Source organism: Microcoleus sp. CAWBG640 (assembly GCF_020883015.1).
Classification (GTDB): domain Bacteria; phylum Cyanobacteriota; class Cyanobacteriia; order Cyanobacteriales; family Microcoleaceae; genus Microcoleus; species Microcoleus anatoxicus.
Genome location: NZ_JAHRFC010000008.1, coordinates 56,418 through 73,434, shown reverse-complemented (window position 1 = coordinate 73,434; position 17,017 = coordinate 56,418). Strand labels below are relative to the sequence as shown.

Below are 17,017 nucleotides of genomic sequence, written 5' to 3'. Positions count from 1 at the left end.
CCCTTCAAAAAGCTTGAATCCACTCTTTTACGTCGTATTCAGTCCAAACCTGATTCACCCAATAGGGATCGGCTTCAACCAATTGTCGCACAGCCGCCTCATCTTCTGCTTCGTAAATTGCAAAAACTTTGGTTAAATCTTTGGTAGGTCCGATCGTACTTAATATACCCGATTCCTTCTGCTTAGCCAATCCCGCTAAATGAGCCTCTCGAAACGGAGCACGTTTTTCTAGGACATCTTCGCAGTAACTTCCCCACATCACATATTTAGTCATATTTGTCAACCTCTTGAACCATCTAAATTTCAGGCTGTTTATCCACAATCAATGCGATCGCCATTTTCATAATATCATCTCGGTTCACCATCTTGGCAATTTCTTCGACATCATAGATTCCTTCAAAAGCTTCTAAAGCCGCCGACTTCAACGCAGATTCATAGGCATCCTCCAAAGTCTCGACTAATTCCTCTTCCGTGAGATAAGTGCCTTTTACTTTATTTCGCTTGTTGGTGCGTTGAATTTGCTTAACTGAATTAAAAATCGAAGTTTCCCAAGACTTAGTAGTACGGTTTTCAGCAACTTTTTTAATCAGATGCAGTAGCACAATAATGCCATAACTGAAAATTTTGTTAAGCTTGTCGGACTTACTCATTTCTTCTAATTCTTCCACCAACACTAGAGCCTCCGCAACCTTACCTCGATGTAGCAACTCCTTCAACTCCATTAATTCTTCCATAAAATTTCATGTTGTTATCATTTAATATATTATACTAAAGTCCGGCGGTTGGAAACCGCGCCTACACAAACAAAACCCACCTCCGTGGGTTATAATATTGTTAAATTCATAGAGGAGAAAACTATGACTTTATTAGACATTCGCCTGTTGACGGTTCAAGAATATCACCGCATGGCAGAAATTGGGATTCTTGACGCAGATGAACGAGTAGAATTACTGGCTGGACAGATAGTAAAGAAGGCTGCCAAAAGTCCACCACACTGTGCAGCAGTGAAACGTACAGAGAATTTAGTGAATAACCGTTTGGGAAATCGAGTTTTGGTGCGACTACAAGATCCTGTTCGGTTAAATGATAACTCGGAACCGGAACCTGATATTGCTTTACTTGTGCGAGATCCACTTTACTATGAAGACCATCATCCAACTCCTTCTGAAATTTATCTGATTATTGAGGTTGCTGATACTACGCTGAGGACAGATTTGGGGATAAAAGCAAATCTTTATGCCCGATCGCAAATTGCAGATTATTGGGTATTAGATGTTAATAATCGCCAACTTCACGTATTGCGAGAACCGAGTCAGGATGGTTATCAAAGTATAGCAGTTCTTGGGGATGATGCGAGTATTTCTCCTCTGCAATTTCCTGATATTTCTTTTGCTGTGCGAGATATGTTGCGGCCATTGATAACAGTTTAACGCTCTTTCCCTGAGTCCGGTAATCCGGCAGCCCCGCAGTCCGACAGTCCGACAGGGGTTGAAACCCCTGTCTCAAAGCTGAAGTCCTCTCAAGAGGACTGAATAGTTTATTAGTTAGGGCTTATGCAATCTCGACGACTTTGTTGCAAGGATTTGAGATTCTTAACTTCGCTCAGAATGACAAATTTACCTTGTAACGTGTAAGTTCTGTTAGTCCTCTTTAGAGGACTTTAGCTATTAGCCGGGGAATTGATTCCCCGGCGGCCTCATTGGTGACTGATGACCTATTTTAGCTTCTCAAACTAACGCCGAACTTCTCGACTAAAACATCGCGCACTTTTTGTTGTGCTGGTTCGACATCGGTTTCGCTCAAAGTTCGATCGCCCGATCGATAAATTAACCGAAATGCTAAACTACGTTGTCCCGCCGGCACGTTGTCACCACGGTATTCGTCGAACAATTCTACCGAATCCAGTAAGTTGCCGGCGGCTTTTTTCATGGCGCTTTGCATATCGACAACGGGAACTTCAATGGGTGCGAAAAATGCAATGTCTCTGTCAGAAGCGGGGAAACTCGAATAACTGGTGAATTTGCTAGGGGCATTGTGCGATCGCTCCAAATTAGCTACTAGCACTGCTAAATCTAATTGAAACACATAAACCTGCTCTGGCAAATCTTTTTCTTGCTGCAATTGCGGGTGTAACTGTCCAAAAATGCCTAAATGTTTCCCGTTTAAGGATAACGCAGCCGTGCGCCCTGGATGCAAGCGAGAATTAGAGGAATCACTAGCATATTCCACTACCAAACCCAACTGTTGAAAGGCACTTTCCAAAATACCTTTAGCCTCAAACCAAGTCAAAGGGCGATCGCGCCCGGATTGCTGCCATTTCCACACAGTTGGGTCGCCTCCAATAATCCCCGCAACTGCGTCTGCTTCCTTCATGGCATCCCCTTCTTTCCAGAAAATGCGACCGACTTCAAAACCGTTGAGTGCGCCGTTTCCTTGCTCCAAATTGTAGGCGAAAGCATCTATCAAACCCGACAACATTTCTGTCCGTAAAGCTGAATACTCGACAAACAGGGGATTTGCTAAAACCACCTGATCTTCTCCCTCAGTTTTCACTAAAGAATAGTGCATCAATTCTGTCAAACCGGCCGCCCGAAAAGCCGATCGCACATTCCGCATCGCCGCGTATTCTGGTGACAGATAACCTGGTTCCGTTTTGCTGGGTAAAGTCTCGCAGAAATTGTCGTAGCCGTGAAGTCTGGCAACTTCTTCAATTAAATCAATTTCTCTTTCTAAATCCCGGTAGCGGTAAGGTGGAACTGCCACTGTAAATACCCGTTCTTTCTGTGCCGGAACCACTTCGCATCCCAAGGCTGTAAGAATGTTCTTTACTTCTTGCGGTTCCAAATATTCCGAACCGCCTGTTTCGCCTCTTTTCAATTTGCCTAAAACTAGATTTACGCGGTCTAAACGCAATTCTAGAGTCCGCGAAAAACTCAAATCATCGCCACCAGAACTAGCCGTTTTTTGTACTGTGGCAACGCCTCCCGCTAACTCCAAAATTAGGGCAACAGCGCGGTTGCAAGCTGTCGCCAAGGCTGCTTGATTCACTCCCCGTTCGTAGCGGATCGAAGACTCACTTCGCAGGCCTTGAGCGCGCGATGAACGGCGAATTGTGGCTTGGTCAAAAATTGCTGCTTCTAAGATTAAGTTTTGGGTGCCGTCATGCACTTCTGTTTCTTCACCACCCATGACACCAGCTAAAGCTACGGGTTTGTCGCTAGCAGTAATTAGCAGATTTTGCGATCGCAAATTGCGGTTTTGTCCATCCAAGGTTTTGAAGGATTCGCCTGGTTTTGCCAACCGGACACCGATGTTGATATCTGGAGTGCCGGTAAAGGATTGCAGGCGATCGCGATCGAAAGCGTGCAACGGCTGACCCCATTCCAATAAAATGTAATTAGTGACGTCAACCACATTATTAATCGGCCGCACTCCCGCCGCCTGCAACCGCTGCTGCAACCAAGCTGGAGACGGTGCAATTTTCACTCCTGTAATTGCCGTCCCGGTGTAAATCGGGCAGCCTTCTGACTCCGATATTTCTACTGTTAAATTAGGGCTGTCTGTTGCCTGAATTGCCACATCCGCTGCTGCGGGAATTCTCAACTTTGCCCCTGTCAGCGCCGCCACTTCCCGCGCCACACCAACCATACTCAAAGCATCAGCACGATTCGCCGTTGCTGTCAAGTCTAAAATGACATCATCTAAACCTAAAAGCGGGCGAATATCACTGCCCAATTCCGGGTTTTCTAAGTCAAAGATGTGAATTCCTGCCGATTCTTTGGATAGTCCCAATTCTGCTAGAGAACAAATCATGCCTGCGGAGGGAACGCCCCGCAATTTTGCGGGTTTAATTTTTAAATCTATCTGAGATAGAAAAGTCCCGACTACCGCGACGGGCACGTAAATGTCTGCCCTAGCGTTGGGTGCGCCACAAACAATATTTAAAGCTTCTGGTTGGCCGACATCTACTTGACAAACTCTCAACTTGTCTGCATTGGGATGTTGTTCGATCGCCACTATTTTACCCAAAACCACGCCCTGTGCCCAAGTACGTCGGTCTTCGATCTCTTCTACTTCAAATCCTGCCATGGTCAGAGTTTCGGCTAGTTCTTCCGGGGCGATCGCCACATCCACCAATTCCCGCAGCCAATTTAGAGAAATACGCATAGTTTAGTTTGTAGTCATTAGTTCTTAGTCATTAGTCCCTAGGAATTATCAAAATTTCTGACGCATACCTAATAGACATCTGGCAAAAAGCCAGTCTTGAACAGACAGGATGCCTGTTCCACAATAATTATAGGAGATGTCTCATGACTAATGCCTTCTGCATTCTACCTTCTGGCGAATACCGATAACTATCTAGCCCCAGAATCAATCCTGGACTCTCAATATCATATTTATTGAGTATTGTCAATATATTTTAGCGATTTATCAGAAAAAATGATAAGTTTCCGGAAAGACAGATGGATCTTGGCGGATGAGTAACATTCTCATGCGAGAGAATGAGGTATGCTAGAGATATCGAAAAGTGCAAACAGCACCTAAGTTTAGAAACACTTTACAGAAAAAAGGATAGCTTTAGCAAGCCTTTAAACTATCTTCCAGGATAATCAACTGAAAAAACTCACAGCAGCGAGATCGTAAAAAAAGGGAAAAGATAGCAGCCTAAAAGACTTAGGTGTAATTCTAATTCGCGATCGGACCCACAGCCCTGGGCAACTGAGAGATAAGTATTTCTAGCAGAAGCAGGAACCGGGGATTTGTACAGTCGATCGACGCTGACTAGATGAGAAAAACATAGGCACTGTCAATCAACATGAGCTACTGCGTAAATCCCGGCTGTCCACATCCTCAAAATCCACCTGACTCGATCGTTCAGTGTCAGGCCTGCGGTGCGCGATTGCTGCTGCGTGCTCGGTATCAAGTAATTCAACCGTTAGGACAAGGAGGATTTGGGGCAACATTTCTGGCAAAAGATATATCTTTGCCCGGTCAGCCGAGTTGCGTAGTCAAGCAACTGCGACCAAGCAGTACGTCGCCACGAGTTCTAGAAATGGCGCGGGAATTGTTTAAGCGAGAGGCAAAAACCCTAGGCAAACTGGGGGATCACCCCCAAGTACCCAGGCTGCTAGATTACTTTGAGGCAGAACAACAATTTTTTTTGGTTCAAGAGTATGTTAAAGGCTCGACTTTAAAACAAGAAGTCAAACAATCGGGTCGTTTAAATGAATCAGATGTTAAAAATTTTCTCTTGGAAATTCTGCCAGTAGTGCAATATATCCACAGCCAAGGAGTAATTCACCGGGACATAAAACCCGCGAATATTATTCGCCGAGTTCAAGACAACCACTTGGTGTTAATTGATTTCGGAGCAGTCAAAGATCAAGTCAGCCAAACATTATTATTAGACCCCACCGACCAAAGCGCCAACACCAAATTTTCCGTGGGGACCTTTAGTTTTGCCCCGCCGGAACAAATGGCAATGCGACCAGTATTTGCCAGTGATATCTATGCCTTGGGCATGACTTGTCTGTATTTGCTGACAGCAAAATCGCCCAAAGATTTAGATTTCGATGGAGTCACCGGCGAAATTATGTGGCAGCATCACGTTCACCTCAGTGCCAGTTTCGCGCGGATTCTGGAAAAAATGCTGAAACCGATGGTGGGACACCGCTTCCAATCAGCAGCCGATGTCCTCAGAGCTCTCAATGGTCAATTTGAAGACCCAACCCTTCTCGATGGCTTAGCGACTCAATTCAACGGCAATAATGGCACTGTTGAAGAACCGACCATATTTAATGATGAGGGTTCTTCCTGGCCTTCCTCCAAGACTAACAAGACTAAAATTAATCGGGGATCGAAACCAGGGCCAGCCGGTAGAAGTTCCCTGAATCCATCCGGGAACACGGGGATGCAGCCGAGAGTTTCGCGCACTCTGGCTGAGTCCGGCAGAACCTTCGGCACAGTGGGACATTCTAGTGGCAATTTAGCAGCGCCAAAGTTACCGAAAGTCACTCCCAAGTGGGATAGTAACAGCGTGCGATCGGCATATTTTAAAGGCAAGCGCGATTTTGCCGACTGCGAACTATCTGGTCTGCAACTACAAAAAGCGCAGTTGGCGGGGGGGAATTTTTATCAAGCAAAGCTGGTGAAAACCAATTTGCAAGCAGCAGATTTGTCGGGGGCAAATTTGGGTCATGCGAGATTGATCGGGGCGAATTTGCGAGATGCTAATTTGGCTGAAGCTTATTGCAGTACGGCTAATTTTGAAGGGGCTGATTTCCGAGGTGCGGACTTGACGGGGGCTTATTTGAGCAAGGCGAATTTGCGGGGGGCAAATTTGTCGGGGGCGAATCTGACTAACGCTACAGTTAGTGAAGAACAATTGGCCATGGCAAAGACGAATTGGATGACTATTAAACCCGATGGTAAGCGAGGTTTTGGATTTTAAGAAGTCATTCCCCATGAACCATGAACCATTCCCCTAATCAGGTAATTCTCTTGGAGGAAGCCCGATCGCCCGTTTGCCACCTAAATTGAACATTCAGTAAGGTCAGACTCGATCGCACCTAACCCATGAAAATGCTCAACCGTCGCACTCAACCCCTATTATTCTTGACACTTAGTGGCATCCTGGCCCTAGCCTACTATGTGACTGGAAAACTCGCAGCCTCCTGGCTCGGATTCGTGAAAGCCGATGCTTCCCCGGTGTGGCCACCCGCCGGCATCGCCCTCGCCGCACTCCTACTCCAAGGACGGCGGATGTGGCCCGGAATTACCGTCGGTTCCCTGCTGTTGAGTTCTACCTTCGCCGTCGGTATACCCTCAATCGTCATGCTTTCTTCAGCCTTTAGCGTCACCCTGCAAGCTCTCCTTGGTGAGGCTTTGCTGAGGCGCTGGGGTTTTTCTACCAAACTCGATCGCCTAGGAGATGTTCTAGGATTAGTAGCCTGTGCTGTCCTTGGGTCTACTTCGATCGGTTCCACCATTAGCAACTTGAGTGGCTGCATTTTTGGTTGGGTTCAGTGGAGCAATTTTTGGAGAAATTGGTGGACAATGTGGCTGGGTGATGGTATTGGGATTTTGCTATTTACCCCAGTTTTGCTGAGTTTGAGCCACTTATTACCCAATAAATTCGGCAAAAAACTAATTACCAATTACCGATTACCAAATTTAATTGTTAATTATTCAGAACCGTTGATTTTGCTAACTCTGCTAGTGAGCGTTAGCTGGCTGGTGTTTGGTTCAAAAACAGATGCTGCTAGCGCTATCTATCCCCTAGAATATTTGCCCTTTCCTCTGGTAGTCTGGGCGGCCCTGCGATGGAGTCCTGGGGGAGCGATTTTTGCTTATTCGATCGTTTCTTACATCGCGATTTTGGGAACTGTCCAGGGTGGCGGCCCGTTTTTAGTTAACTCTTCGGCTACCCTCAGTGACCGGCTCACTTTGATGCCGGTTTTATTTTTACAGGCTTTTATCGGGACGATCGCCATTGTGGCTTTGATGTTAGCCGCCGCCGTCGCCGAACGCGAGCAAGCTCTGGTGGAGGTGCGCCGCACAGCAGCCATGTTGCGCGATCGTGAAGCTAGTTTGGCCAACGCTCAACGTATTGCTCAGTTAGGCCATTGGGATTTAGATTGCGCCACCCTAGAACCACCTGACGACTGGGAGCAATCGCCCGAACATCATACATCCCGCCTCGAATTGCGGTGGTCCGACCAACTTTATCGGCTCTTGGGTTTAACTCCCGGAACAATCAAACCTGCGCCCTGGTTGTTTCTGCAAGCGGTACACCCAGAAGACCGAGAATTGGTAGCGCGATCGCAGCGCCAAGCCATATTAGATCGAAAATCCTATTGCATTAATTACCGGATTGTGCTTGGCAATGGCTCCGAACGCACTGTGTGCGAACAGTCGGAAATTCACTCAAACGTGATTTCTGCAACAGTTCAGGACGTTACCGATCGCTACCTTGCTACCAAAGCCTTGCGAGCATCAGTCGATCGCGATCGCCTCCTCTCAGAAATGGCACTGCGGATTCGCCATTCCCTAGACCTCCAAGAAATTCTCAATACTACTGTCGCCGAAGTGCGGCAATTTTTCAAAGCAGACCGCGCTTTCATCGGCATAAAATCGGCGCTGGAGACAATACCAGACTCGCCAGTCTACGGTCAGATTGTCGCTGAGTCTGTCGGTACCGAATACCGTTCTATTTTGGGCTGTGTGCTGGCTAACGAGAGCCATTTTGAATACTTGAAAACGTTTTATGCCACCAACCGCGCCAGAGCACTCTCCGATACTGCTAGCGTGGAAGTCATCGATGGATTTACCAAATACTACAATGAGTATCAAATTCGCGCCACGTTAAATGTGCCGATCGTCCTGGGCGGTGAGTTGTTCGGAACCCTGGCAGTCAATCAGTGTTCTGGGCCGCGCCAGTGGCAGGAATTTGAGATTGATTTATTAGAAAAACTTGCTACCCAAGTGGCGATCGCCCTTCAGCAAGCCCAACTTTTGCAGCAGGTAAAAGACCTCAATACCAACCTAGAATTTCAAGTGGAGGAACGCACCACACAACTACAACAAAAAATGCAAGAATTGCAAGAAAGCAATCGACTCAAAGACTTGTTTTTACACGCAGTTTCCCACCATCTCCGCACCCCTGTTATGGGAATGTTAATCCTGATGAAAAATTTACTAAATAAAGCATCTGCTGACTCTCAACAAACTGTTCCGATTTCTCGCTCAATTTTGGAGCGGATAGTTGAGGGCAGCGAACACCAGTTGGGTATGGTTAATGCCCTACTCGACGCTCACGCCACCGGGGTCAAAGGTGTTTGCCTTAACACCTTACCACTGCAATTACCATCTTTAACTTCCGCAGTCATTGCCAAAATAGAACCGCTGCTGGCTAAAAATCAAGCAACTTTAATTCAGGAAATACCTGCGAATTTGCCTCTGGTATTTGCCGATGTCCAACAGTTACAGCGGGTCTTAGAAAATCTACTGATTAATGCTATCAAACACAATCCTCCCGGAGTAACAATAAATTGTAAATTAGAGGTGATAGAAGTAGATAACTTCCTACTTAATCAAAGCAATAAAAATAATCTAATAGCGCAAAATGGTATATTATATAAATGTATAGATCAGGTGAGATATTCCTCGGATGCTAAAAGTCAAATCTTTAAAATAGGTGGAGAATCTACGACACAACCGCTAGAAATCAGCAGGAAATATCGTGATCTACATAGCAAAAGTTACTGCGATGGCAGTTACCAATTCCCTCACTATCAAGGTGAAATTGGCAATCTGAGCTACCAATTACCGCGATCGACCGTAAAAATGGTTCGCACTGTTGTAGTGGATAATGGAGTAGGAATCAGCCCACAACAGTGTGACTCTTTGTTTGAACTCTGCGTTCAAGACCCCAATAACCGACAACTAACCGGGCTGGGTTTGGGACTGTACCTTTCCAAGCAAATTATCAAAGCTCACGGCGGTGAAATGGGCATGGAAAACACTCCTGGAGGTGGCTCGACTTTCTGGTTTTCTTTGCCTGTTGTGGAAGTTGTCAGTAGTTAGTAGTTATTTGTTAGTGGTGGGTTCTTTAACAAACAACAAATCATATCAAATCCGGTAGCATCTGAATGATTCAGATCTCTATTCTCTCCCTCTGTGTCCTCTGTGTTCTCTGCGGTTAAATCACCTGACGATGCAGCCGGAAACGATATCACAAATAACAAATCACAAATGGCCAATGCTAAATCAGTTCCAGGACTAACGGTTTATGAGGTGTGGCGCGATCGCTTTCTTCGAGACAGGCTACGCCCTACTGTGCAGATTGCTATTTTTTTTGTTTTAACAATTATTATCTATTTTATCGGTGAAGCCCTCTTTGCTCCCCAGGAGTTTAAAGCTGTTTACCTGTACACGAGTTTTGCTGTAGAGTTAGGTTTAATCACCAGCTTGGTTTTGCAAAAAACTGCGATCGGACAGCGTTACCCTGGTTTGCTATTTTTGGGTTTTTCCTGGTCCTTGACTGTAGTTGTACAGCTTGGATTAGCTTTAGCCAGAGTCGGAGACTTGCCGATTTTAACCTGGAGTTTAGCATTTCTGACCCAGGCTACGCTCATGCCTGTACGTTGGCCTCTGCACCTGATTTCTCAACTTGGTGTTTTGTTGTGCCACATCGCGATAAATTTGGTTTTAAACCTGAGTTTTGCTCGGTATACTCCGTTTCGGATGAGCGGCTTTTACTTGTATTTATTTTGGTTTTGTTTTATTTGTGACTTGTCAGTTTACTGGTACGAAATTCTCCAAAAAACTGAGTTTAGCACTCGCCGAGAATTGCAATCTGCTTATCAACAATTAGAGGTAGCGGAAGCGAAGTATCGCAGTATTTTTGAAAATGCTGGTGAGGGTATTTTTCAAAGCACTCCCGATGGCCGCTATATTACTGCTAATCCAGCTTTGGCGAAGATTTATGGGTGCGATTCGCCATCGGAGGTGACGGCAAAATTTACTGATATCGGGCATCAGTTGTATCTCGATCGCGATCGCAGGAGTCAGTTTGTGCGAGCGATCGAGGAAAACGGCAGAGTGTCGGATTTTGAGTCTCAAATTTATCGCTGTGATGGGAGTATTGTCTGGATTTCTGAGAATGCTAGGGCGGTGTTCGATAGCAGTGGCTCTGTGGTTTATTATGAAGGTTCCATTCAGGATATCACCCAGCGAAAACAGGCACAATCAGCTCTGAGGCTGTTTGTTCACGCTCTTTCTCATGATTTGCGAAACCCTGTTGCGGGAATGTTAATGGTTTTGAAAAATTGGGAAAAAAAATCGGATAAATCTATAGAAATTCCTCGTTCAGTTTTGGAGCGGATGATTAAAGGTAGCGAGCAGCAATTGCGGTTAATCGATTCTTTATTGGAAGTTCATGCTAGCGAATTGCGCGGTTTTGTTTTGCACTGCGATCGGGTAAATTTGAAGCAGGTAATTGAAGATGCAGCCGCAGATTTGGAGCCGTTAATTCATGAGAGTCAAGCTAGTTTTCAAAGTTTAGTCCCAGATGATTTGCCTGCCGTTTATGGCGATCCCACTCAGTTATGGCGGGTTTTTTCTAATTTAATTTCTAACGGCTTAAAACATAATTTATCGGGGCTAAATTTAACTATTTCAGCTAAGGTGATAGATGGAGAAAAACTCACTAAATATCCGGGGGATGTGCCGTCGGATACTGATAAATTTGCCATTAATGATTCCCAAATTTTTACCCTAAATTCCCAATTGTCACTTTTGACTTCTCCCATGAAGATGATTTTATGTGTTGTTCAAGATGATGGGGTGGGAATATCGCCGGAGCAGTGCGAACATCTTTTTGAACTTTATGTTAGAGGCTCACGCTCCCGACAATCTGTAGGTTTAGGTTTAGGGCTCTATCTGTGTCGGCAAATTATTGGGGCTCATGGCGGGAAAATAGGGGTGATTAGCACTCCGGGTGCTGGGGCAATTTTTTGGTTTACTTTGTCGCTAGCTTAAGACTATCAAGGGAATTTTTGTTTCCTTCACTACATTTCATTCTGACATTTTACCCACTCCGGTAAAATTTCCAGGATTAACCAAATTTATGCCTTCGGACTATTGCCATTGGTATCGAATAGTGATATAATACCGGACAAGAATATTTTAAATAAAATAATTCTCAACTTCATATTTTCTTTAGAAAAATCATCTATTTTATCTCAAATATCCTGAAAACCCTGTGTATCCACCATGGTGGAGAGAGCTTTAGATTTGGGATTCTAGATTGAGAATTTGGGATTTTCCCCAGATAAATACGGATTTCCTGTCAAGCACAGAACGCGGTGCAAAACGTTTTTTGGGTTTGGGACTGGCGACATGGTAAGTGCAATTCTTCCCTTTGGGAAGTTTGCAGGCACTCACGTCGGCAGGCTGACCGTTAGAGAAAGCGGAGTTTTTGAAATGAGAACGCCACTTGGCAAGGTTAGCCCAGTGCGTCATAAATACTGTAAATCAATCCACCGCAACGATGGGTATATGTATGTGTTTTCTACTTTTGTCCAATGAATCAGCGATTAGAGGCGTAGCGATCGTTGTCACCAATTGGATGCTGTATCGCCCAATTTTGAAATGCCAGGATTCTACAAATAGATCTAAATTCCCTATCTAAAATCTACACATAGTCTCAGCCAAAGAGGCTGTAAAATAAATTAAAAATCTGTTAACTATGTTTGTGTCGCCAAACTCAGAAAATACAGCCAAAAGTGAAGAAGATAAATATAACGAACGCTCGTTTTCCATATTAACGCGAGCGCTAACTCTTGCTCAAGGTTATTTTTCGTTTGTTTTAGTTCACTGCAACTCCATGACTTTGCGGCAACAAATAGTCGATCGACTGCAAGCAAATTCTGCCATCAAACCCAGGCAACTGCTATTGCCAAAATCTGCCACAACTCTCTACGCGACCATCATCGCCGAACTGGAAGACGAACAGCCTCCGGCTTTAATGATCGTGGGTATAGAGTCAGTAATAGCGATCGATCGACTACTGGTTTCTACCAACTTATTATGCAGCGAATTCAGCAAAACTTTTTCCTTTCCCCTAGTTTTTTGGGTTACGGATGAAATCCTGCGAAAAATAATTCGCATCGCCCCAGATTTATACAATCGGATGCCGACAGCCATTAGATTTGTATCCAATAGCGCCGAAATAAATAATCAGTAGGTATTTAAAAGAAAAAGAGCGAGTTTGAAGTCGAGTTGGCCGCGATTAATTCAGCTACACACTTTTAAACTCTGCTTCCCAAATCGCCACCAATTCCCGCGCCGCCGCGGTTCCCTCTGGGGGAAAATCAGTCAAAAAATCTTTATCACTCCCTAAGTCGTAGGGTCCTTCCTTCAATTCCAGAATCGCAGTATTCTCCGCCAAAGCTACTAGGCTGTGGACAGTACCTTCTGGAAGTTCCACGGCGCGAGTGGGCCCAGCCGCACTGAGTCGGAAAGAATCAATAATTTTACCTTGGTCATTGAAAATAATCATGCCCAATTCTCCCTGAAGCACTACAAAAAACTCAAAACCGTTAACTGCTGGAGGACGCAGGTGTCGGTGAGGGCGGACATAGGTCCCCGGCTGCAAGACGTTGACAAACCGCTGCACCTTTTCTGACAAATCGTGGAAATTGTAATTTTGTCGCTGGCGGGGATTGTGACGAGAGTTGGCGGCAACTTCGTCCAACAATTCCTGTGTCAGCAACTTGATGGGAGGGGATTGCACCACAGATATCCTGTATTTAATGGTTTTTCTACAAATCGGCTAGTCTGAGATTAACCTTACCAGCATCTCTTGACCATGAAAATCGCAAATCAGGTGGCGATGGCTTCGACAGTACGTTTGTCAAGTATTTTGAGAACAAGTATTGGGTCGATCGCGCTTGCAACTATTTTAATCAGCAATGGCGCTGTTTCTGCATCCGAACCGAGATTACCAGGACTGTGGGTTCAGGATACATCACAACAAGTGGAACTGAAAGAAGAAATTCGCGATCGCGTTCAAGAAGAAGTAGACATCGCTTTCGGGCGCACTGCGGTACTGCTAAACGGCATAGTAATTGCCTTAACTTTTTTTCCGACAGCCGCCGGAGTCGCCGCTTGGTTCCTCTGGGCTAAATTGTCCAAGCAGACAACAATTGCTCGCCAAGAAATTGAGAGTCTGCGCTATGATACGATTTCTCAATTAAAACTTTTAATTTCTGATGCTGAAACTATTTTAGGGGAAATTCAACACCAAAGTTTCCAATCAGATGTAGAAACCGACCTCCTCTTACCCGATGCCCAAATTCAAGAATTTGCCCCGGTTAACTACGGTAACTACAAACAGTTATTAACTGCTGGAGATTATGCGAAACAGGGAGATGCTTGTTTCTTTGAAAACCGCTACGAAGATGCGATCGCAGCTTACAACCTTGCCCTACAAATCCAGCCAGATTTAGCAGATACTTGGAATAACCGCGGAGTAGTGCTCACCAGAATGCAGCGATATCCAGAGGCGATCGCCTCCTACGAACAAGCGACTGCAATTCGCCCCAATTATCCAGACGCTTGGAACAACCGAGGAGTGGTGCTGTTGGAATTGCAGCAATACCAAGATGCGATCGCCTGCTACGAACAAGCCATTCAAGCCAAACCAGACTACGCCGATGCTTGGAACAATCGAGGCGTAGCTTTCTCAAAAATTCAGGAATACGAACAGGCAGTGATTTCTTACAATCAAGCCCTACAAATCAAAAATGATTATACTGACGCTTGGAACAATCGGGGCGTAGCACTGTCTAAATTACAAAAATACGAAGCCGCCATTGATTCCTATGATAATGCGGCCAAAATTAGACCAGATTTTTACCGAATTTGGTACAACAAAGCTAGATGTTACGCGCTGCAAGGTCAAACTGAGTTGGCTACTGAGAATTTAAAACGTGCCTTAAATCTGAATCCCAATTTGTGTAAACAGTTGGCTAAAAATGAGCCTGATTTTGAAAATATTCGTGAATATGAGGCATTTAAACATTTGATAACTAACTAATAAGTCGTAAGATTAAACAAACCACGAAGGCGCTAAGGACACGAAGTCAGAGAAAGAAGGGATGGAGTTCTTCCTTAGCGCTCTTAGCGTCTTCGCGGTTCGTTTTACAAATACTTCTGCAACAACAGACCCATTTTCTCCTTAGTAGCCGCCGGAACTTTATCTAACGGGGTCAAAATTGCATATTTTAAAGCTGAATGGGACTCGGAAACAGGGGGATTTTCCGTTAGCCTGCGGACAGTTTCTTGAATGACTTTTTGAGCATTTTCGGCATTGCGATGCAAATTGGCGATGACCATTTCTACGGTTACGCTTTCGTGATCGGTATGCCAGCAGTCGTAGTCGGTGACTAAGGCTAAAGTGGCGTAGGCAATTTCCGCTTCTCTGGCTAATTTTGCTTCCGGCAAATTGGTCATCCCGATGACTGTGGCATCCCAACTGCGGTAAAGGTGTGATTCTGCTTTTGTGGAAAATGCGGGGCCTTCCATGCAAACGTAGGTGCCGCCACGGTGCAGGGTGACGTCGGGGAGGTTCAAGGATTCGATCGCCCCTGCTAGCACTTTTGCCAAGGCGCCACAAATCGGGTCTCCGAAGGTAATGTGGCCGACAATTCCTTCTCCAAAAAAGGTAGAAACTCGACCTTTGGTGCGATCGATAAACTGATCTGGTACTACCATATCCAAAGGTTTCGCCTCTGCTTTCAGGGAACCAACTGCCGATGCTGAGATTAAATACTCAACTCCCAGACTCTTCATCGCATAAATATTCGCCCGGTACGGCACTTCTGATGGTAAAAAAGTGTGATTGCGGCCGTGTCTTGCCAGAAATGCTACCGGCGTACCGTCCAAGGTTCCAACGATCGCCGCATCCGAAGGCGAGCCAAACGGTGTATCAATTTTTACCTCTTCCACATCCTTGAGGGCATCCATTTTATACAAGCCACTGCCGCCGATGATTCCGATCTTTGCTTGAGCCATAATTTTTACCTGTTTTTGAGAGTTTTACTTAGTGATTTTACCGGGCTGTTGTAAATTTAGTGCCAAGAACGCTAAATATTTAATCACCTCATTGTCTTGAATACACTACATTGTCACAAACAAGTGGTGATTTAAATCACAACCTTTCTTTACTGAATCTTTAAAAATAAAGATACTGATTTCTGTTATGTATTTTTAGGGTGTAAAACAATGACAGTCAGTTCTACAAGTACCATCAAAATCTCTGTGGAAGCCGTAGCCGAACGAGTCTTGGCTTTCCGTCAAATTACGGCCCTCGACAGAAGGCTGCTCAAGTCAGCGGTGATGAACGGACTCGACCAAAAAGACCACACTCACATCAATCGATTGTGTCAGGCTATACAAAGTGGCTTGGTTTTAGTGGTCGAGTAAATCTGCCGTGTGATTATACACAAGCTAAAGATACTTAGTGTTTTCAAATATACGCTTGAATCTGCTTGAATTGTGCTAGATCATAATTTATTGGTTTTTTTTTCGCCCCTCACTATTTACATTTATCTCAAGTTTTAATTCTGATTACTGAAGGGATATCAACCATTAAAATTCAATAGCCAAAACCCAGTGTAAGTCATCCCACTATCATCGGGTTGCACCAACAAAAAATGCAATCCTTTACTCAACTGCTTTCGCTGTTCATAAATTTTAGCGGCCTGTTTCACCTCATCATCTGCAAAAGTAGCAACCACAAATCTATCTGCTAAGCCAGCTTCCAAAATCAACCCATCGGGAGCTCCAGCAATATAATTTAAACTGAAAGGATTAGCATCCTGAAGCCACCTAGCCAAACGCATCGACTGTCGCCCGCCGTCAATTATCACTCCGGGTACAGGTACTGTTGAGGCCAAGCCCAAATTCAGCGGTAATAATGATGTTGGCATTTCCAAAATTGGCAGGGGACGCCCTGTAAAAGCCTCTACAATATCGCCGGCGGGTAGGGAAGCAAAACGCCAGCTATCGCCCCACAAGTTTTCTGGTAAAGGTAGGGGGGGCGGTGACTCAAGGGCGATCGCACCTCCGGTTTCGCCAGTATAATTAGGCATAGTCGAATATGCTTTAGCCCGTGATTGTAGCAGCAATTTCAGGGCTGGGGTGCGCCGAGTTGCTTCTACTTTGATGCCCAAAACTTTGCCCGCAGCTTCGATTAAACTGAGAGATTGAGGTCTAAATACTTGAAGGCGATCGGGCTTTTTTTCAAGTTGAATTTGCTGTTGCAACTGCTGGGCCAGCCAAGTAGAATTAGCTGCCGATTGGCTACAAACAGCGCTAAAAGTAAAATTCCTCGCCACATCGCAAATCAATAGTTCCCACAGTGGTTTTCCCGCTTCGTCTCGGAGGGGGCGACGGTAAAAATCGGCTTGCCAAATTTGCATAATTACTTTTAAAATTAATTCAACAGTTG

General features: G+C 45.1%; 14 protein-coding genes. 8 read left to right on the top strand and 6 right to left on the bottom strand.

Going from position 1 to position 17,017, the window contains the following annotated elements; translation table 11 throughout:
* Positions 1–4: 4 nt before the first annotated feature.
* Both AAFP11_RS06425 and AAFP11_RS06420 read right to left on the bottom strand, forming a co-directional pair.
* Positions 5–274 carry a YciI family protein gene (locus AAFP11_RS06425; protein ID WP_341736274.1) on the bottom strand — a complete coding sequence of 90 codons (270 nt, stop codon included), beginning with the start codon at positions 272–274 and terminating at the stop codon, positions 5–7.
* A gap of 22 nt (positions 275–296) precedes the next feature.
* Positions 297–734 carry a DUF29 family protein gene (locus tag AAFP11_RS06420; protein ID WP_341736273.1) on the bottom strand — a complete coding sequence of 146 codons (438 nt, stop codon included), beginning with the start codon at positions 732–734 and terminating at the stop codon, positions 297–299.
* 123 nt (positions 735–857) lie between these two features.
* Between AAFP11_RS06420 and AAFP11_RS06415 the strand changes: the two genes are divergently transcribed.
* Positions 858–1,430, top strand: a complete 573-nt coding sequence (locus AAFP11_RS06415) for a Uma2 family endonuclease (RefSeq protein WP_341736272.1) — start codon at positions 858–860, stop codon at positions 1,428–1,430.
* 289 nt (positions 1,431–1,719) lie between these two features.
* On the opposite strand, the gene pheT is transcribed toward AAFP11_RS06415, so the two are convergent.
* Complete coding sequence (gene pheT, locus AAFP11_RS06410) at positions 1,720–4,167, bottom strand: phenylalanine--tRNA ligase subunit beta (RefSeq protein ID WP_341736271.1); 2,448 nt, start codon at positions 4,165–4,167, stop codon at positions 1,720–1,722.
* A 649-nt stretch (positions 4,168–4,816) separates the two neighbouring features.
* Between pheT and AAFP11_RS06405 the strand changes: the two genes are divergently transcribed.
* The 5 genes from AAFP11_RS06405 (at position 4,817) to AAFP11_RS06385 (ending at position 12,748) form a co-directional block, all read left to right on the top strand.
* Positions 4,817–6,451, top strand: coding sequence for a serine/threonine-protein kinase (locus AAFP11_RS06405; protein ID WP_341736270.1), 1,635 nt, complete (start codon positions 4,817–4,819; stop codon positions 6,449–6,451).
* Between the two features lie 125 nt (positions 6,452–6,576).
* On the top strand, positions 6,577–9,585 hold the full coding sequence (locus tag AAFP11_RS06400) for an MASE1 domain-containing protein (protein WP_341736269.1): 3,009 nt from the start codon (positions 6,577–6,579) through the stop codon (positions 9,583–9,585).
* A gap of 168 nt (positions 9,586–9,753) precedes the next feature.
* The gene (locus AAFP11_RS06395) at positions 9,754–11,541 is read left to right on the top strand and encodes a PAS domain-containing sensor histidine kinase (RefSeq protein ID WP_341736268.1); all 1,788 of its coding nucleotides are present in this window, start codon (positions 9,754–9,756) and stop codon (positions 11,539–11,541) included.
* A gap of 360 nt (positions 11,542–11,901) precedes the next feature.
* Positions 11,902–12,090 carry a hypothetical protein gene (locus AAFP11_RS06390; protein ID WP_341736267.1) on the top strand — a complete coding sequence of 63 codons (189 nt, stop codon included), beginning with the start codon at positions 11,902–11,904 and terminating at the stop codon, positions 12,088–12,090.
* A 160-nt stretch (positions 12,091–12,250) separates the two neighbouring features.
* Positions 12,251–12,748, top strand: coding sequence for a hypothetical protein (locus AAFP11_RS06385; RefSeq protein ID WP_341736266.1), 498 nt, complete (start codon positions 12,251–12,253; stop codon positions 12,746–12,748).
* Between the two features lie 54 nt (positions 12,749–12,802).
* Here AAFP11_RS06385 and AAFP11_RS06380 read toward each other — a convergent pair whose 3' ends face one another.
* Positions 12,803–13,300, bottom strand: coding sequence for a WbuC family cupin fold metalloprotein (locus AAFP11_RS06380; protein WP_341736265.1), 498 nt, complete (start codon positions 13,298–13,300; stop codon positions 12,803–12,805).
* 72 nt (positions 13,301–13,372) lie between these two features.
* Here AAFP11_RS06380 and AAFP11_RS06375 point away from each other — a divergent pair, with 72 nt between their 5' ends.
* Positions 13,373–14,602, top strand: coding sequence for a tetratricopeptide repeat protein (locus AAFP11_RS06375; RefSeq protein WP_341736264.1), 1,230 nt, complete (start codon positions 13,373–13,375; stop codon positions 14,600–14,602).
* A gap of 104 nt (positions 14,603–14,706) precedes the next feature.
* Here AAFP11_RS06375 and AAFP11_RS06370 read toward each other — a convergent pair whose 3' ends face one another.
* Positions 14,707–15,579 (bottom strand): S-methyl-5'-thioadenosine phosphorylase, encoded by an 873-nt coding sequence (locus AAFP11_RS06370; RefSeq protein WP_341736263.1) that lies wholly within the window; start codon positions 15,577–15,579, stop codon positions 14,707–14,709.
* A gap of 210 nt (positions 15,580–15,789) precedes the next feature.
* Between AAFP11_RS06370 and AAFP11_RS06365 the strand changes: the two genes are divergently transcribed.
* Entirely contained in the window at positions 15,790–15,990 is a 201-nt protein-coding gene (locus tag AAFP11_RS06365) for a hypothetical protein (RefSeq protein WP_341736262.1), read from the top strand.
* Positions 15,991–16,148: 158 nt separating this feature from the next.
* Here the strand turns inward: AAFP11_RS06365 and AAFP11_RS06360 are convergent, their stop codons facing one another.
* Positions 16,149–16,988, bottom strand: coding sequence for a Tab2/Atab2 family RNA-binding protein (locus AAFP11_RS06360; protein ID WP_341736261.1), 840 nt, complete (start codon positions 16,986–16,988; stop codon positions 16,149–16,151).
* Positions 16,989–17,017: the final 29 nt, after the last annotated feature.

Coding starts and splice junctions, on each gene's coding strand:
- AAFP11_RS06405 (WP_341736270.1), top strand. CDS start 4,817: ATGAGCTACTGCGTAAATCCCGGCTGTCCACATCCTCAAAATCCACCT.
- AAFP11_RS06375 (WP_341736264.1), top strand. CDS start 13,373: ATGAAAATCGCAAATCAGGTGGCGATGGCTTCGACAGTACGTTTGTCA.
- pheT (WP_341736271.1), bottom strand. CDS start 4,167: ATGCGTATTTCTCTAAATTGGCTGCGGGAATTGGTGGATGTGGCGATC.
- AAFP11_RS06390 (WP_341736267.1), top strand. CDS start 11,902: ATGGTAAGTGCAATTCTTCCCTTTGGGAAGTTTGCAGGCACTCACGTC.
- AAFP11_RS06420 (WP_341736273.1), bottom strand. CDS start 734: ATGGAAGAATTAATGGAGTTGAAGGAGTTGCTACATCGAGGTAAGGTT.
- AAFP11_RS06365 (WP_341736262.1), top strand. CDS start 15,790: ATGACAGTCAGTTCTACAAGTACCATCAAAATCTCTGTGGAAGCCGTA.
- AAFP11_RS06400 (WP_341736269.1), top strand. CDS start 6,577: ATGAAAATGCTCAACCGTCGCACTCAACCCCTATTATTCTTGACACTT.
- AAFP11_RS06385 (WP_341736266.1), top strand. CDS start 12,251: ATGTTTGTGTCGCCAAACTCAGAAAATACAGCCAAAAGTGAAGAAGAT.
- AAFP11_RS06395 (WP_341736268.1), top strand. CDS start 9,754: ATGGCCAATGCTAAATCAGTTCCAGGACTAACGGTTTATGAGGTGTGG.
- AAFP11_RS06370 (WP_341736263.1), bottom strand. CDS start 15,579: ATGGCTCAAGCAAAGATCGGAATCATCGGCGGCAGTGGCTTGTATAAA.
- AAFP11_RS06415 (WP_341736272.1), top strand. CDS start 858: ATGACTTTATTAGACATTCGCCTGTTGACGGTTCAAGAATATCACCGC.
- AAFP11_RS06425 (WP_341736274.1), bottom strand. CDS start 274: ATGACTAAATATGTGATGTGGGGAAGTTACTGCGAAGATGTCCTAGAA.
- AAFP11_RS06360 (WP_341736261.1), bottom strand. CDS start 16,988: ATGCAAATTTGGCAAGCCGATTTTTACCGTCGCCCCCTCCGAGACGAA.